A 25,653-nucleotide genomic window follows, 5' to 3' on the forward strand; every position below is an offset into this window, starting at 1 on the left:
ATGAACTCCAGTCGACCTTATCTGGTCCGCGCGCTCTACGAGTGGATTGTGGACAACGATTGCACCCCGCACATGCTGGTCAATGCCGAGTATCCGTCGGTACAGGTGCCGCAGGGTTTTGCCAATGACGGGCAAATTGTCTTGAACGTATCGCCGGCCGCTGTGCGTCATTTGCACATGGACAACGATGCGGTCAGTTTCGAGGGGCGCTTCGGTGGGGTGCCGCATACGCTGTACGTGCCGATTGCCTCCATCCTGGGGATCTATGCCCGGGAGAATGGCCAGGGAATGGTATTCGAGCTGGAAGTGCCGTTGGACGGTGAGGAAGAGTTCGAGGCGGATGAGGATCTGCCGCCCGACGATGAGCCGCCGCGTCCTAGCGGGCGGCCTAGTTTGAAAGTGGTGAAGTGATCGGGTCTGTGTGAAAGCCTGGTTATTTGGTTGAGAAAATGCCCGTGTCGTGAGATGCGGGCATTTTTTTGAGTGCCCCACCAATCGGTACCCATGTGCATCACAGATATCCCGTGGGAGCGAGCCTGCTCGCGAAGAGGCCACCACATCCGACATTTTGATCGGCTGATACTTTGCCTTCGCGAGCGGGCTCGCTCCCACAGAGAAAATGCAAAACCCACCGAAACCAGGTCGGCTTTAAGGAATATCCCGTAAAAAAACGGCGCCTCTCCATCGCGGAGCAGACGCCGTTTTTCTTGAGCGAATGAGCGCTTGATATCAGTCGATGTACTCAAACAACTTCACAATCTTCTGCACCCCAGACACACCCTGAACAAGATTGGTCGCCTGCGCGGCCTCCTGCTTGGTCAGCAACCCCAGCAGATAGACAATCCCGTTCTCTGTCACAACCTTGATGCGCGAACCAGGAATGCTGGCGTCGGTGAGCATCTGGGTCTTGATCTTGGTGGTCAGCCAGGCGTCGTTCTGGCGAGCCAGCAGCGAAGAGGGCTGGAGGACCTGCAGTTCGTTGTGCACGGTCTTGACCCTCTGCACGGCGCTGGCTTCCTGTTCGGCCTTGGCCTTGAGGTCGGCGCGGGGCGTCTGGCCGGCCAGCAGCACAACGCCGTTGAAGCTGGTGACGACGATGTGCGAATTGTTGTCCAGGTCCGGGTCGGCCTTGGCAATGTTCACGCCCACTTTGGTTTCGATCAACGAGTCGTCGATCTTGCTGCCGAAGGTGCGGGTGCCGCGGTCGTCTTCAATCGGCTTTTCCCGGCTGGCGTTAACCACCGATGTGCAGCCGCTGATGCCGAGGCACAGGGTCAGGGCCAAAAGGCCTAGGCGATTAGGGGTCATTCTTCACTCCCGAACAGTTGGCTGTCGATCAAGTCGCAAAGGCAGTGGATCGCCAGCAGGTGGACTTCCTGAATACGTGCGGTGACATTGGCCGGTACGCGGATCTCGACGTCTTCAGGCAACAGCAGTGAAGCCATGCCGCCGCCGTCGCGACCGGTCAATGCTACGACAATCATTTCGCGATCATGTGCGGCCTGGATCGCTTGAATAATATTCGCCGAATTGCCACTGGTGGAGATCGCCAGGAGCACATCGCCAGGCTGGCCGAGGGCGCGGATCTGTTTGGAGAACACTTCGTTGTAGCTGTAGTCGTTGGCGATCGAGGTAATCGTCGAGCTATCGGTCGTCAGTGCGATGGCCGGCAGGCTCGGACGTTCGCGCTCGAAGCGGTTGAGCAGTTCCGAAGAGAAGTGCTGGGCGTCGCCGGCCGAACCGCCATTGCCGCACGAAAGCATCTTGCCCTCGTTGAGCAAGGCATTGACCATCACTTGGCTGGCTTGCTCGATGTGCGGTGCAAGTACGTCCATCGCCTGTTGCTTGGTGTCGATGCTGGCCTGAAAAAGCTGGCGGATTCGCGATTGCATGTCCATCTGTGTGACCTTAAGTAGCGCGACTTATCGGCACAAATGTGCGGCGCGCAAAGCAAAGAGCAAAAAAGTTGAGTGAAGGTGTCCGGCTCGGCTGCGCTCAACTGTCGAAGGCGTTTTGCAGCCAATTCAGTTGGTCGACGTTGCTATCGATGGCAACCACGTCGAAGCGACAAGGATGATCGGCCCAGCGAGACTCGCGTTGCAGGAAATACTGCGCGGCGAAAACCAGCTTCTGGCGCTTGCGCTGGTCAATGCTGTCGAGCGCGCCACCCCATTGGGTATTTTTTCTGTAGCGGACTTCGACGAATACTACTGTATCGCCGTCAAGCATGACCAGATCCAGCTCGCCGCGTTTGCACAGCCAGTTTTGCGCCAGCAGTCGCAGGCCGTGTTGCTCAAGATGCGCGAGGGCGAGGCCCTCGGCATCCCTGCCGCTTTGCTGGCGCGATCGGTCGGGCATCAGCGCGGAGTGTCCGGCAGGCGCTGGACCTGGCCGTTGACGAACTGCGCCCAAGGGAGTTGACGTTGCACGCGCTGGGTCGGGGAGACAGCCAGGCTACCCGACAGGCCTTCGATGCGGCTGTCCGGCAGGGCCTTGAGCTGGCCGAGGCGTGGAGCCAGGCGATAGGCGTCAGCGCCCATCGCGTACAGCCGGCCCAGGCTGCCGGCCGCCTGGGGCCACTGCGCGGTGACCTGCTGGCGCAGCGGATCGTTCGCGTCGAGCAGCCATGGGGTTTCGCAGAAGCGAACGCCGTTCATGTCGTTGTACTGGTTCTGGTCGCCGCTGACGCTGAACACCGAGGAGGTCGCGTAGACCGGCACGTCGCCGGCGTACTGGAAGTTCAGGGTCGGCTTGATCTGCTGGGCCTGCTGCGGGGTCGACGCGAGGAAAATGAACTCGATGTCCTGGCGACGCGATGGCTGCGCCGCGACCGCGGTGCCTACCGTACTTTGCAGGCTCTTGGCGCGACCTTCGCTCTGGCGCAGCTGGAACATGTCGGCGATCTGCTGGGCCAGTTGCACCGGCTGGTCGACACGCTCGATTGCCATGATGGTCCCGCCATTGGCCTGCCAATCCTGGCTGAAGGCTTTCAAGACGCGATCGCCCCATTCGCCTTTCGGCACCATCACGGCTGCACGATGCAGGCCGTCGGCGCGGGCGCGCCGGGAGACTTCGCGGGCTTCGTCTTCAGGCGCCAGGCCGAACTGGAACAGTTGCGGCGGGCCTTGTTCGCCTTCGCTGTAGTTCAGCGCCAGGGTGGTGATCGGCAATTGCGGGCGGGTGCTGATCTGCTTGACCAATGGTTTTTCCAACGGGCCGACCACCAGCTGTACGCCGTCGGCCTGGGCCTTGCGATAGAACTCGTCCATCGAGGTCAGGCTGGCGCTGTCATAGAACTGGATGCTCGGCGGCTTCTGCCCGGCCTGTTGGGCCTGGTAATGCGCGGCCATGAAGCCCTCGCGCAGTGCTTTTGCGACCGCGGCCAGCGGGCCATTCTGCGGTAGCAACACGGCGATCTTGCCCAGTGGCTGGCTTGCCAGCTCCTTGAGCTTGACCAGCGGCGTCGGCAACTGGAGTGCGGCAGGGTGTTTCGGGTTCTGTTCGCGCCAGCTGTCGATGGCGGCTTGCTGCTGCTCCAGGGTGCCGGCGGTTTTCACGGCTTTGGCCAGGCTCAGCCAGCCACCGAGATCGTCGGTAGTGGTCGGTTGCAGTTGATCGGTGGGCAGCGAGGCGATCAGTGTCCAGATGGCTTCGTGATTTTTTGCCTGCGCTTCGTTTTCCAACAGCGGAGCAATGAAGATCCGCTCGCGGGCGGCGGCCAGGGTCTGGCCATCGGCCTCCAGGGCGCGAGCGCGGACGGTACCGGTGCGGACTTGCTGCTCCACGGGCATTTCGCTCAGGTGCTGCAGGCTCGGATGGCTCAGCGAAGTCAGCGCGGCCTTGGGCTGGTTGCGCGTCATCGCCAGTTCGGCTGACAACGTGTTGGCGAAAATCTGCTGGCCGGGCTTGAGCTGCTCCATCGGCACTTGTTGCAGGATCTGTGCGGACTGGCCAGCATTGCCCTGGCGGTAGGCCAGGTCGGCGGCGCTCAAGCGCAGCAGGGCGGCTTGTTCCGGGTTTTTACTCTGGGCGGCCTGTTCGAGCAATTGCTCGATACTGGCGTCCGGGGTCCGTGGAAGTTCGCCAAGGCTGGACGAGGGCGAGCTGACGCAAGCCGCCAGGAGGGCAGCGAGGCAGAGGGCGGAGAGCAGCCGCAGGCAAGCGATCATGTAAGTGTTCCTGATACGAGATCAAATTAGCGTCGAATTGTACCCAAGCACTGGCCGGGGCGCGATGTTAGTGGTGTGAATCGATCAATTTAGGTATTTCAAAGCGTGCATTGCAGCACAAAGATGCTGCTCACTCGAATGTCTGACCCCGTGGGAGGGAGCAAGCTCCCTCGCCACAAGGGTTAATGTGAGCGGCTGAGAATGGCGGCACACGCTACAATGCCCACTTTCATGATCATGAGGTGTGCGCTTTGACTGCTCCAGGTGCTTTGAATTCCGCTGCCGGCTCGCTTTACGTGGTGGCGACGCCCATCGGCAACCTGGACGATATCAGCGCCCGCGCGCTGAAGATCCTTGGCGAGGTCGCCCTTATCGCCGCCGAAGACACGCGTCACTCCCAGCGTCTGCTGCAGCACTTCGGTATTTCCACGCCATTGGCAGCTTGCCATGAACATAACGAACGGGACGAAGGCAGTCGTTTCATTACCCGTCTGCTGGCCGGCGACAATGTGGCGCTGATTTCCGATGCCGGCACGCCGCTGATTTCCGATCCGGGTTACCACCTGGTGCGCCAGGCCCGCGCTGCCGGTATCAATGTAGTGCCGGTGCCAGGTGCCTGCGCATTGATCGCGGCGTTGTCGGCGGCCGGCTTGCCATCGGACCGGTTTATCTTCGAAGGTTTCCTGCCGGCCAAGGCGGTGGGGCGGCGAGGGCGCCTGGAAGCTATAAAGGAGGAACCTCGAACGCTGATCTTTTATGAGGCGCCGCACCGTATCCTCGAATGTCTCCAGGACATGGAGCTGGTGTTCGGTCCCGAGCGCCAGGCATTGCTGGCTCGGGAACTGACGAAAACCTTCGAGACCTTGAAGGGGCTGCCTCTGGCGCAGTTGCGTGCGTTTGTTGAAAGCGACAGCAATCAGCAGCGTGGCGAGTGTGTGGTGCTGGTCGCGGGCTGGACACCGCCCCAGGACGAAGACGCCGTCAGTAGCGAAGCGATGCGCATCCTTGATCTGTTGCTGGAGGAAATGCCCCTCAAGCGAGCGGCGGCCCTCGCCGCGCAGATCACCGGCGAGCGCAAGAATGTGCTGTATCAGGCTGCGCTGGATAAACAGAAGGCCCAATGAAACCGGCGCGCCAAGCTGGCCAAGGGCTTTTAGCGCTTGTTCTTCGGGCGCGCTACCGTTAACCTTCGCGGCGGAGAGTCGATCGGACAGTCGCTGCCCTCTATGAAAATTAGGGGGGGGAGGAAAGTCCGGGCTCCATAGGGCGAAGTGCCAGGTAATGCCTGGGAGGCGCGAGCCTACGGAAAGTGCCACAGAAAATAACCGCCTAAGCGCTTCGGCGCCGGTAAGGGTGAAAAGGTGCGGTAAGAGCGCACCGCACGACTGGCAACAGTTCGTGGCTAGGTAAACCCCACTTGGAGCAAGACCAAATAGGGTCCCAAGGCGTGGCCCGCGCTGGGACCGGGTAGGTTGCTAAAGATGTCCAGTGATGGCCATCGTAGACGAATGACTGTTCAAGACAGAACCCGGCTTACAGATCGACTCTCCACCTTTTCCCTCCCTGCCGGAATCAATGGCAGAAGCAGTTCCTAAGATCAAAAAAATCTTACTCTTAATAAATCACTTTAACTTCAGCGTGCAGTCCCCTGTGTGCCTTCGAGTTAAAGCGAATTTTCCTACGTCAGTTTCTTGTTGCCCCTCCTGAAACGCTCCTAAATCTCCGATCTATAAGGCTTTTCCTTCATTCCGTGCCTTGACGGTGCGGTGGGCGCATTCCTATAGTGTGCGCAAGTGGCGGAAAGTGGCATGAAGTGGGTTTTTTTGAAGGTAAAACGCCAAAAAGTGGAGAAACGCTGACGTGTTTCGCGGAGCTAACGCTATCAGTCTCGATGCAAAAGGCCGTCTCGCCATGCCGAGCCGGTATCGTGACGAGCTCGTTTCGCGAAGTTCAGGACAGTTAATCGTCACGATCGACGCCGTTGATCCATGTTTATGCGTTTACCCTCTCGATGAGTGGGAAATCATCGAAACCAAACTGCGCGCACTGCCTTCGCTGCGGGAAGAGAACCGTCGCCTGCAACGCCTGCTGATCGGTAATGCCGTCGACCTCGAACTCGACGGCAGCGGTCGTTTCCTGGTGCCGCCGCGTCTGCGCGAGTACGCCAAGCTGGACAAGCGCGCGATGCTGGTGGGCCAACTGAACAAGTTCCAGCTGTGGGACGAAGATGCCTGGAATGCGGTTTCTGCCGCCGACCTTGCTGCTATTCAACAACCGGGCGCCATGCCTGATGAACTGCGTGATTTGATCCTGTGACTACTGATAGCGGCTTTAACCACATCACCGTACTGCTTGACGAAGCCGTCGAGGCTCTCGCCGTACGTCCTGATGGCTGCTATCTGGACGGCACGTTCGGGCGTGGCGGGCATAGCCGGCTGATTCTCAGCCAGCTCGGTCCGGACGGTCGGCTGCTGGGGTTCGACAAGGATCCTCAAGCGATTGCCACCGGGCAAGCGCTAGCGGCCGAAGACGGCCGCTTTGTCGTTGTGCAGCGCAGCTTTGCGGAGCTCGGTTCGGAAGTCGCCCAACGCGGCCTGGCAGGCAAGGTCAGCGGCGTGTTGCTTGACCTGGGCGTGTCTTCGCCGCAGCTGGACGACCCGGAACGCGGCTTCAGTTTTCTCAACGACGGTCCGCTGGACATGCGCATGGATCCGTCCCGTGGCATCAGCGCGGCTGAATTCGTCAATACCGCGTCCGTAGAAGAAATCGCCCGCGTGTTCAAGGAGTACGGCGAGGAACGTTTTTCCGGGCGCATGGCGCGCGCGGTGGTCGAGCGTCGCGACATCAAGCCGTTCGAGCGTACCGGTGATCTGGCCGAAGTGCTGAAGGTTGCCAACCCTGCCTGGGAAAAAGGCAAGAACCCGGCGACCCGGGCTTTCCAAGGGCTGCGTATCCACGTCAACAACGAATTGGGCGATCTTGAGGCCGGTCTCGAAGCCGCTCTCGAGGCACTGGAAATCGGTGGGCGCCTGGTGGTGATCAGCTTCCATTCCCTGGAAGACCGTATCGTCAAGTTGTTCATGCGCAAGCTCACCAAAGGCGAAGCCGATAACCTGCCGCGCAATCTGCCGGTGCGTTTCGAGGCGTTCGTACCGAAAATCAAGATTCATGGCAAAGCGCAGTTCGCCTCCGAGGCCGAGCTCAAGGCCAACCCTCGCGCCCGTAGCGCCGTCATGCGTGTCGCGGAGAAGTTGCGGTGAGCAAGCTCTTCGCCAAGCCCCTGCCAGGCGGCAGCTTTTTCATGCTGCTGCTGTTTATTGGCGTGCTCGTTTCGGCCATTGCCGTGTCCTACAGCGCGCATTGGAACCGGCAGTTGCTCAACACCCTTTACAACGAGCTCAGCGTGCGCGACAAGGCGCAGGCCGAGTGGGGTCGGTTGATCCTGGAGCAAAGTACCTGGACCGCCCACAGCCGTATCGAAGTCCTGGCGACCGAACAGCTGAAGATGCGCATCCCCGGTGCGGCTGAAGTGCAGATGGTGGCGCCATGATGAAGCTCGAAGGGGCGCTGTTCCCGTGGCGGTTCCGCCTGGTCCTGGGTTTGCTCGGGATCATGGTCGCGGCCATCTCGTGGCGCATCATCGACTTGCAGGTGGTCGACCGTGACTTCCTCAAGGAGCAGGGCGACGCCCGTAGCGTGCGTCATATCCCGATCCCGGCTCACCGTGGCCTGATCACCGACCGCAATGGCGAGCCGCTGGCTGTCAGCACACCAGTGACCACCTTGTGGGCGAACGCCAAGGAAATGCAGCAGGCCAAGGAGAAGTGGCCGGCGCTGGCTGCCGCCCTCGGCCAGGACCCCAAGGCTCTGACCGAACGCCTCGAAGCCCAGGCCAACAAGGAATTCATCTATCTGGTGCGCGGGCTGACGCCCGAGCAAGGCCAGAGCGTGCTCGACCTGAAAGTGCCGGGGGTCTACGGCATCGAAGAGTTTCGGCGTTTTTATCCGGCCGGTGAGGTCACCGCCCATATGGTCGGGTTTACCGACATCGATGACCGGGGACGGGAAGGGGTCGAGCTGGCCTACGACGAATGGCTCGCCGGTGTCGCCGGCAAGCGCCAGGTCATCAAGGATCGGCGCGGCAGGCTGATCAAGGATGTCCAGGTCACCAAAAACGCCAAGGCCGGCAAGCCCTTGGCGTTGTCCATTGACCTGCGCCTGCAATATCTGGCCAACCGCGAGCTGCGCAACGCCATCGTCGAGAACGGTGCCAAGGCCGGCAGCCTGGTGATCATGGACGTGAAGACCGGCGAGATCCTCGCCATGGTCAACCAGCCGACCTACAACCCGAACAACCGTCGCAACCTGCAGCCGGCGATGATGCGCAACCGCGCGATGATCGACGTGTTCGAACCCGGTTCGACGATGAAGGCCGTGTCCATGGCCGCCGCCCTGGAAACCGGGCGCTGGAAGCCGAGCGACACCGTCGAGGTCTATCCGGGAACGTTGCAGATCGGCAAGTACACCATTCGTGACGTATCCAAGACCGAAGGACCGGTGCTCGACCTGACCGGCATCCTGATCAATTCCAGTAACGTCGGCATGAGCAAGATCGCCTTCGATATCGGTGGCGAGGCGATTTATCGCCTGGCCCAGAAGATCGGCCTCGGCCAGGACACGGGCCTGGGCTTCCCAGGCGAGCGCGTCGGCAACCTGCCCAACTATCGTGAATGGCGCAAGGCGGAAACAGCCACTTTGTCCTACGGCTACGGTGTTTCCGTGACGGCGATCCAGCTCGTCCACGCGTTTTCCGCGCTGGCTAACAATGGCCGTATTGCCCCGCTGACGCTGATCAAGACCGACAAGGCGCCGCAAACCACCCAGGTAATCCCTGAGGACGTCGCCAAGACCATGCAGGGCATGCTGCAACAGGTGATCGAGGCGCCGCGCGGTGTCTATCGCGCTCAGGTTCCGGCCTATCACGTTGCCGGCAAGTCCGGTACGGCGCGCAAGACTTCCGTGGGCACCAAGGGTTATGCCGAGAATTCCTATCGTTCGCTGTTCGCCGGCTTCGGGCCGATGAGCGATCCGCGCTATGCCATCGTGGTGGTCATCGACGAACCGAGCAAGGCCGGTTATTTCGGCGGCCTGGTATCGGCGCCGGTGTTCAGCAAAGTGATGTCCGGCACCCTGCGCCTGATGAACATCACCCCGGATAACCTGCCGCCGACCCAGCAGGCGAGTACCGCCCCGGTCGTCCCCCTGAAAGCCGACGGAGGGCGTGGCTGATGTCCCTGAGCCTGAACAAGATTTTTGCCCACGCCGGGCATGACCTGCTGATTCGCGAGCTGGCCCTCGACAGCCGCGACGTGCGCGCCGGAGACCTGTTCCTGGCGGTGCCGGGTGCCCGTTTCGATGGTCGGGACCACATTGCCGACGCCTTGAAGCGCGGCGCGGCGGCGGTGGCTTATGAAGTGAACGGCGCAACCGTGCTGCCGATCACTGATGTTCCGCTGATCCCGGTCAAGGGACTGGCGGCGCAGTTGTCGGACATCGCCGGGCGTTTTTATGGCGAACCGAGCCGTCACCTGAACCTGATCGGCGTGACCGGCACGAACGGCAAGACCAGCGTTACCCAGTTGGTGGCGCAGGCGCTGGATCTGCTCGGCCAGCATTGCGGCATCGTCGGAACGCTGGGCAACGGTTTCCATGGCGCGCTGCAAAGCGGCCTGCACACCACGCCGAACCCGATTGCCGTGCAGGCGACCCTGGCCGACCTGAAGAAGGCCGGCGCCAAGGCCGTGGCGATGGAAGTCTCTTCCCATGGCCTCGATCAGGGTCGCGTCACTGCACTGGCGTTCGACGTCGCGGTGCTGACCAACCTGTCCCGGGATCACCTGGACTACCACGGCTCCATGCAAGCCTACGGCGAAGCCAAGGCCAGGCTGTTCGCCTGGAACGATCTGAAGTGCCGGGTCATCAACATTGATGACGAGTTCGGCCGCCAACTGGCCGCCGAGCAGCGCGAGTCCCGGTTGATCACCTACAGCCAGGAAGACCCCAGCGCCTACCTTTATATCCGTCAGGCGCAGTTCGATGACGAAGGCGTGCGCGCCACGCTGGTCACACCCCAGGGCGAGCACCACTTGCGCAGCACCTTGCTGGGGCGTTTCAACCTGAGCAACGTGTTGGCCGCCATTGGCGCCTTGCTCGGGCTGGACTATGCCCTGGACGAAATTCTCAAGGTGCTGCCGAAACTCGAAGGTCCGGCCGGTCGCATGCAGCGCCTGGGCGGCGGAACCCAGCCGCTGGTGGTGGTCGACTATGCCCACACCCCCGATGCACTGGAAAAAGTCCTCACGGCCCTGCGCCCGCACGCGAAGGGCAAGTTGCTTTGTCTGTTCGGCTGCGGCGGCGATCGTGATCGCGGCAAGCGCCCATTGATGGCCGAGGTCGTGGAACGACTGGCCGATGGCGTGCTGGTCACCGATGACAATCCGCGCAGTGAAGATCCAGCGCGCATTTTCGACGACATCCGCGCCGGTTTCTCGGAGGTCGATAACGTCACCTTCGTGGCCGGGCGTGGCCAGGCCATTGCCCAATTGATCGCCAGCGCTTCGGCGGACGACGTCATCGTCCTGGCCGGCAAGGGGCACGAGGACTACCAGGAAATAAACGGCGTGCGCCAGGCCTTTTCCGATCTGGTGGAAGCCGATCACGCCCTGACCGCGTGGGAGGTGGCCCATGCTTAAGGCCTTGAAGCTCAGCGAGCTGAGCAACGCTTTGAATGCGCGCCTGATCGCCGCGGACGCCTCGTTCGACGGCGTCAGCATCGACAGCCGTGCGATCGCGCCGGGGCAGTTGTTCGTCGCTCTGGCCGGACCACGTTTCGACGGTCACGATTACCTCAACGAGGTGGCAGCCAAAGGCGCGGTCGCGGCACTGGTCGAGCGGGAAGTAAGCAACAGCACGCTGCCGCAGTTGCTGGTCAGCGACACTCGCCAGGCCCTGGGCCAGCTCGGTGCGCTGAATCGCGCGGCGTTTGCCAATCCGGTCGCGGCCATCACCGGTTCCAGCGGCAAGACCACGGTCAAGGAAATGCTCGCGAGCATCCTGCGCACACGCGGTCCGGTCCTGGCGACCCGTGGCAACCTGAACAATGACCTCGGCGTGCCTTTGACCCTGCTCGAACTGGCGCCGGAGCACAGCGCCGCGGTCATCGAACTCGGCGCTTCACGGCTCGGCGAGATTGCCTACACGGTCGGCATGACCAAGCCTCACGTGGCGGTGCTCAACAACGCCGGGACCGCCCATGTCGGCGAGTTCGGCGGCCCCGAGAAAATTGTCGAGGCCAAGGGCGAGATCATCGAAGGGCTGGCTAACGATGGCATCGCCGTGCTCAATCTCGACGATAAAGCCTTCGAAATCTGGAAGACCCGGGCCGGGGAGCGCAAGGTGCTGAGCTTCGCCCTGAGCAACCTGGCGGCGAATTTCTACGCCAGCGACCTGGATCGCGACGCCCGTGGTTGCCCGGCTTTCAACCTGCACAGCCCTGATGGCGCGGAGCGCGTGCAGTTGAACCTGCTTGGCACGCATAACGTTGCCAATGCCCTGGCCGCCGCGGCCGCCGCCCATGCGCTGGGTGTGTCGTTGCCGGGCATCGTTGCCGGGCTTACCGCCGTACAACCGGTCAGGGGACGCAGCGTCGCGCAGTTGGCGAGCAACGGCATGCGCGTTATCGACGACACCTACAACGCCAACCCGACGTCCATGTGCGCCGCTGTGGATATCCTTGCCGGTTTCTCCGGTCGCACCGTGCTGGTGCTGGGGGATATCGGTGAACTGGGCGAGTGGGCGCAGCAAGGCCATCACGATGTCGGTGCCTACGCGCGCGGCAAGGTCGATGCGCTGTATGCCGTCGGCCCGATGATGGCCCACGCCGTGGCGGCGTTTGGCGAGCACGCACAGCATTTCACCACGCAGGCCGAGCTGATACAGGCCCTGGGCGCCGAGCAAGACCCGAACACCACCCTATTGATCAAGGGCTCACGCAGTGCGGCGATGGAAAACATCGTTGCGGCTTTGTGCGGCACCCGTATGGAGAAACATTAATGCTGCTGCTGCTAGCGGAGTACCTGCAACAGTTCCACAAAGGCTTCGCGGTCTTCCAGTACCTGACCCTGCGCGGGATCCTGGGTGTGCTGACCGCGTTGTCGTTGTCGCTGTTCCTGGGCCCGTGGATGATCCGCACCCTGCAGAGCCTGCAGATCGGTCAGTCGGTTCGTAACGACGGCCCGCAGTCGCATCTGTCCAAATCCGGCACCCCGACCATGGGCGGCGCGCTGATCCTGTCGTCCATCGGTATCAGCACCTTGCTCTGGGCCGACCTGGCGAACCGTTACGTCTGGGTCGTGCTGCTGGTGACGCTGTTTTTCGGCGCCATTGGCTGGGTCGACGACTACCGCAAGGTCATCGAGAAGAACTCCCGTGGGCTGCCAAGCCGCTGGAAATATTTCTGGCAGTCGGTGTTCGGCCTCGGCGCGGCGATCTTCCTTTATATGACCGCCGCCTCGCCGGTGGAAACCACCCTGATCCTGCCGATGCTCAAGGACTACAGCATCCCGCTGGGCGCAGGTTTCATCGTGCTGACCTACCTGGTGATCGTCGGTTCGAGCAATGCGGTCAACCTCACCGACGGCCTCGACGGCCTGGCGATCATGCCGACGGTGATGGTCGGTGGTGCGCTGGGGATCTTCTGCTACCTGTCGGGTAACGTGAAATTCGCTGAATACCTGCTGATTCCTTATGTACCGGGGGCGGGCGAGCTGATCGTATTCTGCGGCGCGCTGATCGGTGCCGGCTTGGGCTTTCTTTGGTTCAACACCTACCCGGCGCAAGTCTTCATGGGCGACGTCGGCGCGCTGGCGCTGGGCGCGGCCCTGGGCACCATCGCCGTCATCGTTCGCCAGGAAATCGTCCTGTTCATCATGGGCGGCGTGTTTGTGATGGAGACCCTGTCAGTCGTCATTCAGGTTGCTTCCTTTAAATTGACCGGCCGCCGGGTATTTCGCATGGCGCCGATACACCACCATTTTGAACTCAAGGGCTGGCCCGAGCCGCGTGTGATCGTCCGTTTCTGGATTATCACCGTGATTCTCGTGTTGGTCGGCCTTGCCACCCTGAAGCTGAGGTAGAACGAGTGTCCCTGATCGCTTCTGACCACTTCCGCATCGTTGTCGGCCTCGGCAAGAGCGGCATGTCCCTGGTTCGCTTCCTGGCGAACCGGGGTGTGTCGTTTGCCGTCGCCGATACGCGGGAAAATCCGCCTGAGCTGGCCACGCTGCGTCGTGACTATCCCCAGGTGGATGTGCGTTGTGGCGAGCTGGACGTCGAGTTCCTGTGCCGCGCCGACGAGCTCTACGTGAGCCCTGGCCTGGCCCTGGCGACCCCGGCCCTGCAGGCTGCCGCCGCCCGTGGCGTGAAATTGTCCGGCGATATCGAGCTGTTCGCGCGCAACGCCAAGGCGCCGATTATCGCCATCAGCGGTTCCAATGCGAAAAGCACCGTCACCACGCTGGTCGGTGAAATGGCCGCGGCCGCCGGCAAGCGTGTCGCCGTGGGCGGCAACCTCGGCACCCCGGCGCTGGATCTGCTCAGCGACGAGGTCGAGCTGTACGTCATGGAGTTGTCGAGCTTCCAGCTCGAGACCACCGATCACCTTGGCGCTGAAGTGGCCACTGTGCTGAACATCAGCGAAGACCACATGGACCGCTACAGCGGCCTGCCGGCCTATCACCTGGCCAAGCACCGGATTTTCCGTGGTGCCCGGCAAGTGGTGTTCAACCGCCAGGATGCCTTGACGCGTCCGCTGATGAGCGAAGGGCTGCCGTGCTGGACTTTCGGCCTCGGCGCTCCAGATTTCAAAGGCTTCGGTTTGCGCGAAGAGAACGGCGAGAAATATCTGGCCTTCGAGTTCCAGAACCTGATGCCGGTGCGCGAACTGAAGATTCGCGGCGCCCATAACCAGGCCAATGCCTTGGCCGCGCTCGCCCTCGGGCATGCCGTCGGGCTGCCGTTCGACGCCATGCTTTCGGCGCTGCGCAGCTTTGCCGGGCTCGAGCACCGCTGCCAGTGGGTGCGCGACCTGGATGGCGTGGCCTGGTACAACGATTCCAAGGCCACCAATGTTGGCGCCGCCCTGGCTGCCATCGAAGGCCTCGGCGCGGACATCCAGGGCAAGCTCGTGCTGATTGCCGGTGGCGACGGCAAGGGTGCCGATTTTAAAGACCTGCGCGATCCGGTGGCGGCCAACTGTCGTGCCGTGGTGCTGATGGGCCGCGATCGTGAACTGATCGCCCAGGCCCTCGGCGATGCCGTGCCGCAGGTTCGCGTCGCTTCGCTGGACGAAGCCGTGCAGCAATGCCGTGCCCTCGCGCAACCGGGCGATGCCGTGCTGTTGTCGCCGGCCTGCGCCAGTTTCGACATGTTCAAGAATTACGAAGAGCGCGGGCAACTGTTCGCCCGGGCTGCGGAGGACTTGGCATGAGCCTGATGAACATCATCAAGCCGTACCCGTCGCCGCTGATTACCGGTCGCGGTATCGACCTGGATTTCCCGATGCTCGCCGGCTGCCTGGCGCTGCTCGGCCTGGGCCTGGTGATGATCACCTCCGCCTCGTCGGAAGTGGCCGCCGTGCAATCGGGCAACACCCTCTACCACATGATCCGCCACCTGATTTACCTGGTGATCGGCCTGGGCGCGTGCATTGTCACCATGATGGTGCCGATCGCCACCTGGCAACGCCTGGGCTGGCTGATGTTGCTGGGTGCCTTCGGCCTGCTGGTGATGGTGCTGGTGCCGGGTATCGGCCGCGAGGTCAACGGCTCCATGCGCTGGATCGGCTTCAGCTTCTTCAACGTGCAGCCCTCGGAAATCGCCAAGGTCTTTGTGGTGATCTACCTCGCCGGGTACCTGGTGCGTCGTCAGAAAGAAGTGCGCGAGAGCTGGATGGGCTTCTTCAAGCCGTTCATCGTGCTGCTGCCGATGGCCGGCCTGCTGCTGATGGAGCCGGACTTCGGCGCAACGGTGGTGATGATGGGCGCGGCGGCGGCAATGCTGTTCCTCGGCGGTGTCGGGCTGTTCCGCTTCACCCTGATGGTAGCGCTGGCGTTCGCGGCAGTGACCGTCCTGGTGCAGGCCCAGCCGTACCGGATGGCGCGCCTGATCACCTTTACCGATCCGTGGGCCGACCAGTTCGGTTCCGGCTACCAGTTGACCCAGGCGTTGATCGCCTTCGGTCGCGGCGAGTGGCTGGGCGTGGGCCTGGGCAACAGTGTGCAAAAGCAGTTCTACCTGCCGGAAGCTCACACCGACTTCGTGTTCTCGGTTCTCGCCGAGGAGCTGGGGGTAGTGGGTTCCCTGTGCACCGTCGCGCTGTTCGTCTTCGTTTGTGTGCGCGGCATGTACATCGGCTTGTGGGCCGAGAAGGCCAAGCAGTTCTTTGCCGCGTACGTGGCGTACGGCCTGTCGTTCCTGTGGATCGGCCAGTTCCTGATCAACATCGGGGTGAACGTCGGCCTGCTGCCGACCAAGGGCCTGACGCTGCCGTTCCTCAGTTATGGCGGCAGCTCCCTGGTGATCTGCTGTGCCTGCCTCGGCTTGTTGCTGCGCATCGAGTGGGAAAGTCGAACCCACCTGGGCAGCGAAGAAATGGAATTCCATGAAAGCGACTTCGCCGAGGAGCCGACTCATGGGCGCTAACGTGCTGATCATGGCGGGCGGAACCGGCGGGCATGTATTCCCGGCGCTGGCCTGCGCCCGGGAGTTCCAGGCGCGCGGCTACACCGTGCACTGGCTCGGCACGCCGCGTGGCATCGAGAATGAACTGGTACCCGCCGCCGGCCTCGAGCTGCATCGGATCAACGCCAGTGGCCTGCGGGGCAAAGGCAAGCTGTCGCTGCTCAAGGCACCGCTGATGCTGCTCAAGTCGATCTGGCAGGCGCGGGCGGTCATCCGTCGGCTGCGGCCGGTGTGTGTCGTCGGCTTCGGCGGTTATGTGACCGGTCCTGGCGGCGTCGCGGCAAAACTGGCCGGTGTGCCGGTGATCGTTCATGAGCAGAACGCGGTCGCTGGTACCGCCAATCGGTTACTGGTGCCGTTGGCCGCTCGAGTGTGTGAAGCCTTCCCCGACACCTTTACCCTGTCGGGCAGCCGTCGCACCACCGGTAACCCGGTGCGCACGGAGCTGTTCCTCGATACACCGCGCCCGGCCCTGGCCGGACGCAAGGCGCGTTTGCTGATCCTGGGCGGAAGCCTGGGAGCGGAACCGTTGAACAAACTGCTGCCCGAAGCCTTGTCCCAGGTCGCCCCCGAACTGCGCCCTGAAGTGTTTCACCAGGCTGGCAAAAACCACGATGAAGTGACCGCCGAGCGCTATCGCGCCGTTGGCGTCGAGGCGCAAGTGCAGCCTTTCATCAAAGACATGGCCCAAGCCTATGGCTGGGCCGACCTGGTGGTCTGCCGCGCAGGCGCGCTGACCGTCAGTGAACTGGCTGCCGCCGGTCTGCCCTCGATGCTGGTGCCTTTGCCCCACGCCATCGACGATCACCAGACCCGCAACGCCGATTATTTGGCCCGCGAAGGCGCTGCCTTCCTGATGCCACAAAGAACGACTGGCGCCGCGGATCTCGCTGCGCGCCTGACAGAGGTCTTGATGCAGCCGCAAACACTCGAAGACATGGCCCGCGCCGCACGCCGCCTGGCCAAACCCGATGCCACCGCCCAAGTGGTCGATACCTGCCTGGAGGTGGCCCATGGTTGAGAATCGCAAAGCCATGCCGCAGCCGGAAATGCGCCGCATCCGCCGCATCCACTTCGTCGGGATCGGCGGCGTGGGCATGTGCGGGATCGCCGAGGTGTTGCTGAACCTGGGTTACCAGGTCTCGGGTTCCGACCTGAAGGCTTCGCCGGTCACTGAGCGCCTGGAATCCTTCGGTGCACAGATTTTCATCGGCCATCGTGCCGAGAACGCCGCCAACGCCGATGTGCTGGTGGTCTCCAGCGCCGTGAACACTTCCAACCCGGAAGTCGCCACCGCCCTGGAACGTCGCATTCCCGTGGTGCCGCGCGCCGAGATGCTCGCCGAGCTGATGCGCTATCGCCACGGCATCGCCGTCGCCGGTACTCACGGCAAGACCACCACCACCAGCCTGATCGCCTCGGTGTTCGCTGCCGGTGGCCTGGACCCGACGTTCGTGATCGGTGGGCGCCTGAACGCCGCGGGCACCAACGCCCAACTGGGCACCAGCCGCTACCTGATCGCCGAAGCCGACGAGAGCGATGCAAGTTTCCTGCACCTGCAACCGCTGGTGGCCGTGGTGACCAACATCGACGCCGACCACATGGCGACCTACGACGGTGACTTCAACAAACTGAAGAAAACCTTCGTCGAGTTCCTCCACAACCTGCCGTTCTACGGTCTGGCGGTGGTGTGCCTGGACGATCCGGTGGTGCGCGAAATCCTCCCGCTGATCAAGCGTCCGACCGTGACCTACGGCTTTGGCGAAGACGCCGACGTGCGCGCGATCAACGTGCGCCAGCAGGGCATGCAGACGTTCTTCACCGTGCTGCGTCCTGATCGCGAGCCGTTGGACGTGTCGGTGAACATGCCCGGCAACCACAACGTGCTCAACTCGCTGGCGACAATTTGCATCGCCACCGACGAAGGCGTCAGCGATGAAGCCATCGTCCAGGGCCTGTCCGGGTTCCAGGGCGTAGGTCGACGCTTCCAGGTCTATGGCGAGCTGCCGGTGGACGGCGGCAACGTGATGCTGGTGGATGACTACGGCCATCACCCGACCGAAGTCGCGGCGGTGATCAAGGCCGTGCGCGGTGGCTGGCCGGAGCGCCGGCTGGTGATGGTCTACCAGCCGCACCGCTACAGCCGCACCCGCGACCTGTACGACGATTTCGTCCAGGTGCTGGCCGACGCCAACGTGCTGCTGTTGATGGAAGTCTACCCGGCCGGCGAAGAGCCGATCCCGGGCGCCGACAGCCGCCAGCTGTGCCACAGCATCCGCCAGCGCGGCCAGTTGGACCCGATCTACATCGACCGCGGCGTGGACCTCGCGCCGCTGGTCAAGCCGCTGCTGCGCGCCGGCGACATCCTGCTCTGCCAGGGCGCCGGTGATATCGGTGGCCTGGCCCCGAAACTGTTGAAAAGTCCGTTATTCGCCGGAGCCACCGTGGCCTCCAGCGAGGGGAAACTGAAATGACTGCTGCCTACGCCAACCTGGTCTCGACCCTTGATCCGAAAGCCTTCGGCCGCGTGGCCGTGCTGTTCGGTGGCAAGAGCGCCGAGCGCGAGGTCTCTCTCAAGTCCGGCAACGCCGTGCTGCAAGCCCTGCAAAGCGCCGGCGTCGACGCATTCGGCATCGACGTGGGCGACGACTTCCTGCAGCGCCTGCTGAGCGAAAAGATCGATCGCGCCTTCATCATTCTTCATGGCCGTGGCGGCGAAGACGGCAGCATGCAGGGCTTGCTCGAATGCCTGGGCATTCCCTACACCGGCAGTGGCATCCTGGCTTCCGCCCTGGCGATGGACAAGTTGCGCACCAAACAGGTCTGGCACAGCCTCGGCATCCCGACGCCGCGTCACGCCGTGCTGGCGTCCGAGGCCGATTGTATTTCGGCGGCGACGGAACTGGGCTTCCCTTTGATCGTCAAACCGGCCCATGAAGGTTCAAGTATCGGCATGGCGAAAGTGAATTCGCTGCCTGAGTTGACCGCAGCCTGGAAGGACGCCAGTTCCTACGATTCGCAAGTGTTGGTCGAGCAATGGATCACCGGTCCCGAGTTCACCATCGCCACCCTGCGTGACCAGGTGTTGCCCCCGATTGCGCTGGGCACGCCCCACACGTTCTACGACTACGACGCCAAGTACATCGCTAATGACACCCAGTACCGCATTCCCTGCGGGCTGGACGCTGCCAAGGAAAAACAATTGATGGACCTCACGGCCAAGGCCTGTGAGGCGCTGGGTATCGCCGGTTGGGCGCGGGCGGACGTGATGCAGGACGCCGATGGGCAGTTCTGGTTCCTGGAAGTCAACACCGCGCCCGGCATGACCGACCACAGCCTGGTTCCGATGGCGGCTCGTGCTGCCGGCCTGGATTTCCAGCAACTGGTGCTGTCGATCCTGGCCGCCAGTGTCGGCAACCAAGAGTCCAGGGGTTAAGCCATGCAAGGCGCATCGCTTCGTCATCAGCCATCCGCACCCGGTCGCAAGCCGGTGCCGCGGGGTGCCAGCCGAATGGTGGCCAAAGAGCCGATGTCGGCGCGCTTGCCGAAAGCCAATTTCGGCTTTCTCAAGAGCTTGTTCTGGCCGGTGATGCTGGTGGTATTGGGGTTCGGCACGTATGAAGGCGCGCAGCGGCTGCTGCCTTATGCCGATCGGCCAATCGCCCGGATCAACGTCCAGGGTGACCTGAGCTACATCAGCCAGCAGGCGGTGCAGCAGCGGATCGCTCCGTTCGTCGCGTCGAGCTTCTTCACCATCGACCTGGCGGGCATGCGCACCGAGCTGGAGCAGATGCCCTGGATCGCCCACGCCGAAGTGCGGCGGGTATGGCCGGACCAGGTGTCGATTCGTCTGGAAGAGCAGTTGCCGGTGGCCCGTTGGGGCGACGAGTCGCTGTTGAACAACCAGGGCCAGGCGTTTACGCCACGGGAACTGGCCAATTATGAACATTTGCCACAACTGTTCGGTCCACAGCGGGCCCAGCAGCAAGTGATGCAGCAATACCAGGTGTTGAGTCAGATGTTGCGGCCACTGGGCTTCTCCATCGCGCGCCTGGAATTGCGTGAGCGCGGCAGCTGGTTCCTGACCACTGGCGCGGGCAGCTCGGGGCCGGGCATCGAGCTGTTGCTCGGGCGCGGCAACCTGGTGGAAAAGATGCGCCGCTTCATTGCCATCTATGACAAGACGCTCAAAGAACAGATTACGAACATTGCGCGCATCGATCTGCGCTACGCCAACGGCCTCGCTGTTGGCTGGCGGGAACCTGTAGCGCCGACGACGGCCGAACCCGCCGTCGCGAAGAATTAAGAAGAGGCAGGACCCATGGCAAACGTGCAAAGCGGAAAAATGATCGTCGGTCTGGATATCGGCACTTCCAAGGTGGTAGCGCTGGTAGGCGAGGTCGCGGACGACGGCACGCTGGTCATCGTCGGGATCGGTACACACCCGTCCCGTGGCTTGAAGAAAGGCGTGGTGGTGAACATCGAGTCCACCGTCCAATCGATCCAGCGCGCCATCGAAGAAGCGCAGCTGATGGCCGGTTGCCGGATCCACTCGGCGTTCGTCGGTGTCGCGGGCAATCACATCCGCAGCCTGAACTCCCACGGCATCGTGGCGATTCGGGACCGTGAAGTCAGCTCCGCCGACCTTGAGCGCGTACTCGACGCGGCCCAGGCCGTGGCGATTCCGGCCGACCAGCGGGTGCTGCACACCCTGCCGCAGGATTACGTGATCGATAACCAGGAAGGCGTACGCGAGCCCCTGGGTATGTCCGGGGTACGCCTGGAAGCCAAGGTCCACGTGGTCACCTGCGCCGTGAACGCCGCGCAGAACATCGAGAAGTGCGTGCGTCGCTGCGGCCTGGAAATCGACGACATCATCCTCGAGCAACTGGCTTCGGCCTACTCGGTGCTGACCGACGACGAGAAAGAACTCGGCGTGTGCCTGGTCGATATCGGCGGCGGCACCACCGACATCGCGATCTTCACCGAAGGCGCCATCCGCCACACGGCAGTGATCCCGATTGCCGGCGACCAGGTGACCAACGACATCGCCATGGCGCTGCGCACCCCGACCCAGTACGCCGAGGAAATCAAGATCCGTTACGCCTGCGCCCTGGCCAAGCTGGCCGGTGCCGGTGAAACCATCAAGGTGCCGAGCGTCGGCGACCGTCCGCCGCGCGAATTGTCGCGCCAGGCCCTGGCCGAAGTGGTCGAGCCGCGCTACGACGAACTGTTCACGCTGATCCAGGCCGAACTGCGCCGCAGCGGCTACGAAGACCTGATCCCGGCCGGCATCGTGCTGACCGGCGGTACGTCGAAGATGGAGGGCGCGGTCGAGCTGGCCGAAGAGATTTTCCACATGCCGGTGCGCCTGGGCGTGCCCCATGGCGTCAAGGGCCTGGATGACGTGGTGCGCAACCCGATCTATTCGACTGGCGTGGGCCTGTTGATGTACGGCCTGCAAAAGCAATCCGACGGGATCTCGTTCTCGGGCATCGGCAGCCGTGACAGCTACAGCAGCGAAGAGCCCAAGGCACCGCTGTTCGAGCGGCTCCAGGCTTGGGTGAAGGGCAATTTCTAAGCGATTTCAGATTCAGGCGTCGGGTTTCAGGCCCGGCGTTGCAAGACGGCAACAAACGCAGTAGGCGAAAAAACTAGAGAATGAAAGGAGAGGGAAAATGTTCGAACTCGTAGACAACATCCCCGCCAGCCCGGTTATCAAGGTAATCGGTGTCGGCGGTGGCGGCGGCAACGCTGTCAACCACATGGTCAAGAGCAACATCGAAGGCGTTGAGTTCATCTGCGCCAACACCGATGCTCAGGCGCTGAAAAACATCGGCGCGCGGACCATCCTCCAACTCGGTACCGGCGTGACCAAGGGCCTGGGTGCCGGCGCGAATCCCGAGGTTGGCCGTCAGGCTGCCCTGGAAGATCGCGAGCGCATCGCTGAAGTCCTGGCTGGCACCAACATGGTGTTCATCACCACTGGCATGGGCGGCGGTACCGGTACCGGTGCAGCGCCGATCATTGCCGAAGTGGCCAAGGAAATGGGCATCCTCACCGTTGCGGTGGTGACCCGTCCGTTCCCGTTCGAAGGCCGCAAGCGCATGCAGATCGCCGATGAAGGCATCCGCGCGCTGAGCGAAAGCGTCGACTCGTTGATCACCATCCCCAACGAGAAGCTGCTGACCATCCTCGGTAAGGACGCCAGCCTGCTGTCGGCTTTCGCCAAGGCCGATGACGTACTGGCCGGTGCCGTTCGCGGTATCTCCGACATCATCAAGCGTCCGGGCATGATCAACGTCGACTTTGCCGACGTACGCACCGTGATGTCCGAAATGGGCATGGCGATGATGGGCACCGGCTGCGCCAGCGGTCCGAACCGTGCACGCGAAGCCACCGAAGCGGCCATCCGCAACCCGCTGCTCGAAGATGTGAACCTGCAGGGCGCCCGCGGCATCCTGGTGAACATCACCGCCGGTCCGGACTTGTCCCTGGGCGAGTACTCCGACGTGGGTAGCATCATCGAGGCGTTCGCTTCCGACCACGCAATGGTCAAGGTCGGCACCGTGATCGATCCGGACATGCGTGACGAACTGCACGTGACCGTGGTTGCCACTGGCCTGGGCGCGAAAATCGAGAAGCCGATGAAGGTGATCGACAACACCGTGCAGACCGCCATGGCTTCGCAGCCCCAGCAGCAAGCTGCCGCTCGTCAGGAAGCTCCCGCGGTGAACTACCGTGACCTGGACCGTCCGACCGTCATGCGCAACCAGGCCCAGGCCGGTGCTGCGACTGCCGCGAAGATGAATCCGCAAGACGATCTGGATTACCTGGACATCCCGGCATTCCTGCGTCGTCAGGCCGATTGATGGAATGTATCAGGGGTATACGGGTGATTGGTGTTCAGCAAAGGTCTGGTCTGCTATCATCGCCAGCCTTTGTTGATACCAGTTCGCAATTTGCGCTGAAGCGGCCCATGCCATGATTAAACAACGCACCCTGAAGAATATTATCCGTGCCACAGGTGTCGGCCTGCACTCCGGCGAGAAGGTCTATCTGACCCTCAAGCCCGCGCCTGTCGACACCGGCATTGTGTTTTGTCGTGCCGACCTCGACCCTGTGGTGCAGATTCCTGCTCGCGCGGAAAACGTTGGTGAAACCACTATGTCGACCACGCTGGTCAACGGTGACACCAAAGTGGACACGGTGGAGCATTTGCTCTCGGCCATGGCTGGCCTGGGCATCGATAACGCCTACGTCGAGCTCTCCGCGTCCGAAGTCCCGATCATGGATGGCAGCGCCGGACCTTTCGTATTCCTGATTCAATCGGCTGGCCTGGAAGAGCAGGACGCGGCCAAGAAGTTCATCCGCATCCTGCGGGAAGTGACAGTGGAAGACGGCGACAAGCGCGCCACTTTCGTCCCTTTCGAAGGTTTCAAGGTGAGCTTCGAGATCGATTTCGATCACCCGGTTTTCCGTGACCGCACCCAGAGTGCAAGCGTGGATTTTTCCAGCACTTCGTTCGTCAAAGAAGTCAGCCGCGCGCGTACCTTTGGTTTCATGAGTGATATCGAGTACCTGCGCAAGCACAACCTCGCACTCGGTGGCAGTGTGGAAAACGCGATCGTGGTCGATTCCGATGGCGTGTTGAACGAAGACGGCCTTCGTTATGAAGACGAATTCGTCAAACACAAGATCCTCGATGCAATCGGCGACCTCTACCTGCTGGGCAACAGCCTGATTGGTGAGTTCAAGGGCTTCAAGTCCGGCCACGCACTGAACAACCAGCTGCTGCGCAAGTTGATTGAGCAGAAAGACGCTTGGGAAGTCGTGACGTTCGAAGACGCCAGCACCGCACCAATCTCTTACATGCGCCCTGTAGCGGCCGTGTAAGCAAAAAACCTCTCTAGTTTTTTAAGGGCTGCCTTCGGGTGGCCTTTTTTTATGGCTGGCTGTTGGAGGCAAGAGCTTCTGGGGTTGCCTTACATCGCGCAAACCACCCGATTACGCCCACTGGCCTTGGCCTGGTAAAGCGCCTTGTCAGCGGCGAGCAACAATTGATCGAGTTCGTCATAAGGCCCTTGGGCCCAGGTTGCGATGCCGATACTGACGGTCATGGTCAATTCACCGGGCAGTTGCTCAACGGCTTCGCGAATGTTTTGCGCCATGGTGAACGCTCCTGCGGTCGTCGTCTCCGGCAGCACCACCGAGAACTCTTCACCGCCATAACGCGCCGCCAGGTCGGCCGGTCGGCGCACGTACCCGCCGATCAGTTGCGCCAGGGTTCGTAACGCCTCGTCACCGCGTTGGTGGCCCAGGCGATCATTGAGCGCCTTGAAGTGGTCGGCATCGATCATCAGGATCGACAACGATTGACCGGAGCGCTGGGCGCGCAGCCACTCCAGTTGCAGCGTCTGGTCCAGCGTCCGGCGGTTGGCCAGGCCTGTCAGGGGGTCGACGGATGCCAGCAGGGCCAGTTCCCGTTCAGCGGTGTGCCGGCGTCTCAATTCCCGACGCAGCAGCCAGGTGAGCCAGAGCAAGCTGAAGCACAGCGCGCCCGTGGCGCCACTGACCAGCAGCGCCGTGCGTTGCCATGACGCGAAAACTTCTTGGGAAGAGAGCGCGACCACGACGATCAGCGGCAGATTACCTACCTGGGAAAAGGTGTACAGCCGCTGCTTCTGATCCACGCTGGACACGCTGGTAAAACTGCCATCGCCTTCGCGCAGGATCCGCACGAAGTTCGGTCGGCTGCTGAAATCCTTGCCGATCATGTCTTCGGCCAGAGGCGGCTCCTGAGCCAACAGGATCCCGTCGCGGCTGACCAGGTTGACCGTGCCGCCATGGCCGATGTTCAAGCTCTTGAAGAGCTGGCTGAAGTAGCCCAGGCGCATTGCAGCCTCGGCCACGCCCATGAACCCGCCCCGGTCGTCGTTCAAGCGGTAGCTGAAGCTGATGCGCCAGTCATGCGGACTGCTCCGGGCCCGGAACGGACGGCTGATCTTCATGCCCGGGCCCGGTTCCTGCAGATGGGACTGGAAATATTCCCCATCGGCGTAATTGCCCTTGCGCGGTTCGATCGAAGCGGAATCGGCGACCACGTCGCCGCGCTTGTCGAGCAGCAATATGTCGCCTTTATAAGGGGCTGCGGTGGCGCGATCGAACAGGGCGAGGTGGCGGATCGTTGGCGAAACGTCCTGGAGGTCCTGGCGTTTCGCTGCGGCAATCAGGCCTTGCAGCGAAAGATCGTAGAGTTCGACATTGCGCAGTACGTCGGCGTCGATCAACTGCACAATGTTGCTCGCCGCGCGTGTCGCTGCCTGCTGCGCGCTGGCGTGTTCACGGATCAGCAGGAACGTCACGATAGCTACGATGGCGATGACAACCAGCGAGCTGGCCAAAACGAGTACCCGTTCCGAACGTATCGAAAGCGGGATGTTGCCGGGTGTTGCACTGCTCGCGCTCATGATTCCGATCTGCATTGTCATGTGGCTGGGATCCTTCCCATAGGCTGCTCATCTTTAACAGCGGATGACTGGCATCAGACAATGCTGGCCTTTTGCAAGATTGTGCTTGTGACACTGGAATTGAGCAATCCACATCGTGGCTTATTGCATGGAAATCGAGATTGGATGGACTGCCGCCTTCGCGAGCAGGCTCGCTCCCACAGTGTTGTCCTTGG

The 25,653-nt window shown here is 62.2% G+C and carries 23 protein-coding genes and 1 other RNA gene; 19 read left to right on the forward strand and 5 right to left on the reverse strand.

The window, feature by feature from the left end:
• Positions 1 to 411 carry a ClpXP protease specificity-enhancing factor gene (locus J3P86_RS04710; RefSeq protein ID WP_434569742.1) on the forward strand — a complete coding sequence of 137 codons (411 nt, stop codon included), beginning with the start codon at positions 1 to 3 and terminating at the stop codon, positions 409 to 411.
• A gap of 318 nt (positions 412 to 729) precedes the next feature.
• On the opposite strand, the gene J3P86_RS04715 is transcribed toward J3P86_RS04710, so the two are convergent.
• From J3P86_RS04715 to J3P86_RS04730, 4 genes are all read right to left on the reverse strand, one after another.
• Complete coding sequence (locus tag J3P86_RS04715) at positions 730 to 1,308, reverse strand: BON domain-containing protein (RefSeq protein ID WP_030139689.1); 579 nt, start codon at positions 1,306 to 1,308, stop codon at positions 730 to 732.
• A complete protein-coding gene (locus J3P86_RS04720) occupies positions 1,305 to 1,898 on the reverse strand; it encodes a phosphoheptose isomerase (RefSeq protein WP_007928463.1) in 594 nt (197 codons plus the stop codon). The genes J3P86_RS04715 and J3P86_RS04720 overlap by 4 nt, the downstream gene beginning before the upstream one ends.
• A 97-nt stretch (positions 1,899 to 1,995) precedes the next feature.
• On the reverse strand, positions 1,996 to 2,358 hold the full coding sequence (locus tag J3P86_RS04725; protein WP_434569741.1) for a YraN family protein: 363 nt from the start codon (positions 2,356 to 2,358) through the stop codon (positions 1,996 to 1,998).
• Positions 2,358 to 4,169, reverse strand: a complete 1,812-nt coding sequence (locus tag J3P86_RS04730) for a penicillin-binding protein activator (RefSeq protein ID WP_434699549.1) — start codon at positions 4,167 to 4,169, stop codon at positions 2,358 to 2,360. The genes J3P86_RS04725 and J3P86_RS04730 overlap by 1 nt, the downstream gene beginning before the upstream one ends.
• Before the next feature lie 251 nt (positions 4,170 to 4,420).
• Between J3P86_RS04730 and rsmI the strand changes: the two genes are divergently transcribed.
• The 18 genes from rsmI to lpxC all read left to right on the forward strand — a co-directional run bounded on the left by rsmI (position 4,421) and on the right by lpxC (position 23,864).
• Entirely contained in the window at positions 4,421 to 5,293 is an 873-nt protein-coding gene (gene rsmI, locus J3P86_RS04735) for a 16S rRNA (cytidine(1402)-2'-O)-methyltransferase (RefSeq protein ID WP_434625955.1), read from the forward strand.
• Positions 5,294 to 5,367: 74 nt separating this feature from the next.
• An RNA gene (gene rnpB / locus J3P86_RS04740) (RNase P RNA component class A) lies at positions 5,368 to 5,721 on the forward strand.
• A 308-nt stretch (positions 5,722 to 6,029) separates the two neighbouring features.
• Positions 6,030 to 6,485 carry a division/cell wall cluster transcriptional repressor MraZ gene (gene mraZ, locus J3P86_RS04745; RefSeq protein ID WP_003205355.1) on the forward strand — a complete coding sequence of 152 codons (456 nt, stop codon included), beginning with the start codon at positions 6,030 to 6,032 and terminating at the stop codon, positions 6,483 to 6,485.
• Complete coding sequence (rsmH, locus tag J3P86_RS04750; protein WP_305496646.1) at positions 6,482 to 7,429, forward strand: 16S rRNA (cytosine(1402)-N(4))-methyltransferase RsmH; 948 nt, start codon at positions 6,482 to 6,484, stop codon at positions 7,427 to 7,429. Before mraZ ends, rsmH begins: the two co-directional genes overlap by 4 nt.
• Positions 7,426 to 7,719 carry a cell division protein FtsL gene (gene ftsL, locus J3P86_RS04755; RefSeq protein ID WP_003178214.1) on the forward strand — a complete coding sequence of 98 codons (294 nt, stop codon included), beginning with the start codon at positions 7,426 to 7,428 and terminating at the stop codon, positions 7,717 to 7,719. The genes rsmH and ftsL overlap by 4 nt, the downstream gene beginning before the upstream one ends.
• On the forward strand, positions 7,719 to 9,458 hold the full coding sequence (locus J3P86_RS04760) for a peptidoglycan D,D-transpeptidase FtsI family protein (protein ID WP_305501351.1): 1,740 nt from the start codon (positions 7,719 to 7,721) through the stop codon (positions 9,456 to 9,458). Before ftsL ends, J3P86_RS04760 begins: the two co-directional genes overlap by 1 nt.
• Entirely contained in the window at positions 9,458 to 10,921 is a 1,464-nt protein-coding gene (locus J3P86_RS04765; RefSeq protein WP_434602871.1) for a UDP-N-acetylmuramoyl-L-alanyl-D-glutamate--2,6-diaminopimelate ligase, read from the forward strand. Before J3P86_RS04760 ends, J3P86_RS04765 begins: the two co-directional genes overlap by 1 nt.
• The gene (locus J3P86_RS04770; RefSeq protein WP_434699550.1) at positions 10,914 to 12,281 is read left to right on the forward strand and encodes a UDP-N-acetylmuramoyl-tripeptide--D-alanyl-D-alanine ligase; all 1,368 of its coding nucleotides are present in this window, start codon (positions 10,914 to 10,916) and stop codon (positions 12,279 to 12,281) included. The genes J3P86_RS04765 and J3P86_RS04770 overlap by 8 nt, the downstream gene beginning before the upstream one ends.
• Positions 12,281 to 13,363, forward strand: a complete 1,083-nt coding sequence (gene mraY / locus J3P86_RS04775; protein ID WP_339478079.1) for a phospho-N-acetylmuramoyl-pentapeptide-transferase — start codon at positions 12,281 to 12,283, stop codon at positions 13,361 to 13,363. Before J3P86_RS04770 ends, mraY begins: the two co-directional genes overlap by 1 nt.
• A 5-nt stretch (positions 13,364 to 13,368) precedes the next feature.
• Positions 13,369 to 14,715, forward strand: coding sequence for a UDP-N-acetylmuramoyl-L-alanine--D-glutamate ligase (murD, locus tag J3P86_RS04780; RefSeq protein WP_434673579.1), 1,347 nt, complete (start codon positions 13,369 to 13,371; stop codon positions 14,713 to 14,715).
• Positions 14,712 to 15,929, forward strand: a complete 1,218-nt coding sequence (gene ftsW, locus J3P86_RS04785) for a putative lipid II flippase FtsW (protein ID WP_370870999.1) — start codon at positions 14,712 to 14,714, stop codon at positions 15,927 to 15,929. The genes murD and ftsW overlap by 4 nt, the downstream gene beginning before the upstream one ends.
• Positions 15,919 to 16,989, forward strand: a complete 1,071-nt coding sequence (gene murG, locus J3P86_RS04790; RefSeq protein WP_434625947.1) for an undecaprenyldiphospho-muramoylpentapeptide beta-N-acetylglucosaminyltransferase — start codon at positions 15,919 to 15,921, stop codon at positions 16,987 to 16,989. Before ftsW ends, murG begins: the two co-directional genes overlap by 11 nt.
• Complete coding sequence (gene murC / locus J3P86_RS04795) at positions 16,982 to 18,442, forward strand: UDP-N-acetylmuramate--L-alanine ligase (protein WP_305496639.1); 1,461 nt, start codon at positions 16,982 to 16,984, stop codon at positions 18,440 to 18,442. The genes murG and murC overlap by 8 nt, the downstream gene beginning before the upstream one ends.
• Positions 18,439 to 19,404 (forward strand): D-alanine--D-alanine ligase, encoded by a 966-nt coding sequence (locus J3P86_RS04800; RefSeq protein ID WP_305496638.1) that lies wholly within the window; start codon positions 18,439 to 18,441, stop codon positions 19,402 to 19,404. Before murC ends, J3P86_RS04800 begins: the two co-directional genes overlap by 4 nt.
• Positions 19,405 to 19,407: 3 nt before the next feature.
• Positions 19,408 to 20,274 carry a cell division protein FtsQ/DivIB gene (locus J3P86_RS04805; protein ID WP_434569734.1) on the forward strand — a complete coding sequence of 289 codons (867 nt, stop codon included), beginning with the start codon at positions 19,408 to 19,410 and terminating at the stop codon, positions 20,272 to 20,274.
• A gap of 15 nt (positions 20,275 to 20,289) precedes the next feature.
• Positions 20,290 to 21,549 carry a cell division protein FtsA gene (gene ftsA / locus J3P86_RS04810; RefSeq protein ID WP_058542749.1) on the forward strand — a complete coding sequence of 420 codons (1,260 nt, stop codon included), beginning with the start codon at positions 20,290 to 20,292 and terminating at the stop codon, positions 21,547 to 21,549.
• Positions 21,550 to 21,646: 97 nt separating this feature from the next.
• Positions 21,647 to 22,840 (forward strand): cell division protein FtsZ, encoded by a 1,194-nt coding sequence (gene ftsZ, locus J3P86_RS04815; protein WP_305496634.1) that lies wholly within the window; start codon positions 21,647 to 21,649, stop codon positions 22,838 to 22,840.
• A 112-nt stretch (positions 22,841 to 22,952) separates the two neighbouring features.
• Positions 22,953 to 23,864, forward strand: a complete 912-nt coding sequence (gene lpxC, locus J3P86_RS04820) for a UDP-3-O-acyl-N-acetylglucosamine deacetylase (protein WP_030139673.1) — start codon at positions 22,953 to 22,955, stop codon at positions 23,862 to 23,864.
• An 89-nt stretch (positions 23,865 to 23,953) separates the two neighbouring features.
• Here lpxC and J3P86_RS04825 read toward each other — a convergent pair whose 3' ends face one another.
• Positions 23,954 to 25,438: a sensor domain-containing diguanylate cyclase gene (locus tag J3P86_RS04825; RefSeq protein ID WP_434700602.1), complete on the reverse strand. Its 1,485-nt coding sequence runs from the start codon at positions 25,436 to 25,438 to the stop codon at positions 23,954 to 23,956.
• Between the last annotated feature and the right edge of the window lie 215 nt (positions 25,439 to 25,653).

This window comes from Pseudomonas sp. D1-1, assembly GCF_051132225.1.
Taxonomy (GTDB): Bacteria; Pseudomonadota; Gammaproteobacteria; order Pseudomonadales; family Pseudomonadaceae; genus Aquipseudomonas.

Coding starts and splice junctions, on each gene's coding strand:
- J3P86_RS04710 (WP_434569742.1), top strand. CDS start 1: ATGAACTCCAGTCGACCTTATCTGGTCCGCGCGCTCTACGAGTGGATT.
- J3P86_RS04715 (WP_030139689.1), bottom strand. CDS start 1,308: ATGACCCCTAATCGCCTAGGCCTTTTGGCCCTGACCCTGTGCCTCGGC.
- J3P86_RS04720 (WP_007928463.1), bottom strand. CDS start 1,898: ATGGACATGCAATCGCGAATCCGCCAGCTTTTTCAGGCCAGCATCGAC.
- J3P86_RS04725 (WP_434569741.1), bottom strand. CDS start 2,358: ATGCCCGACCGATCGCGCCAGCAAAGCGGCAGGGATGCCGAGGGCCTC.
- J3P86_RS04730 (WP_434699549.1), bottom strand. CDS start 4,169: ATGATCGCTTGCCTGCGGCTGCTCTCCGCCCTCTGCCTCGCTGCCCTC.
- J3P86_RS04760 (WP_305501351.1), top strand. CDS start 7,719: ATGAAGCTCGAAGGGGCGCTGTTCCCGTGGCGGTTCCGCCTGGTCCTG.
- J3P86_RS04765 (WP_434602871.1), top strand. CDS start 9,458: ATGTCCCTGAGCCTGAACAAGATTTTTGCCCACGCCGGGCATGACCTG.
- J3P86_RS04770 (WP_434699550.1), top strand. CDS start 10,914: ATGCTTAAGGCCTTGAAGCTCAGCGAGCTGAGCAACGCTTTGAATGCG.
- mraY (WP_339478079.1), top strand. CDS start 12,281: ATGCTGCTGCTGCTAGCGGAGTACCTGCAACAGTTCCACAAAGGCTTC.
- ftsW (WP_370870999.1), top strand. CDS start 14,712: ATGAGCCTGATGAACATCATCAAGCCGTACCCGTCGCCGCTGATTACC.
- murG (WP_434625947.1), top strand. CDS start 15,919: ATGGGCGCTAACGTGCTGATCATGGCGGGCGGAACCGGCGGGCATGTA.
- murC (WP_305496639.1), top strand. CDS start 16,982: ATGGTTGAGAATCGCAAAGCCATGCCGCAGCCGGAAATGCGCCGCATC.
- J3P86_RS04800 (WP_305496638.1), top strand. CDS start 18,439: ATGACTGCTGCCTACGCCAACCTGGTCTCGACCCTTGATCCGAAAGCC.
- J3P86_RS04805 (WP_434569734.1), top strand. CDS start 19,408: ATGCAAGGCGCATCGCTTCGTCATCAGCCATCCGCACCCGGTCGCAAG.
- ftsA (WP_058542749.1), top strand. CDS start 20,290: ATGGCAAACGTGCAAAGCGGAAAAATGATCGTCGGTCTGGATATCGGC.
- ftsZ (WP_305496634.1), top strand. CDS start 21,647: ATGTTCGAACTCGTAGACAACATCCCCGCCAGCCCGGTTATCAAGGTA.
- lpxC (WP_030139673.1), top strand. CDS start 22,953: ATGATTAAACAACGCACCCTGAAGAATATTATCCGTGCCACAGGTGTC.
- J3P86_RS04825 (WP_434700602.1), bottom strand. CDS start 25,438: ATGAGCGCGAGCAGTGCAACACCCGGCAACATCCCGCTTTCGATACGT.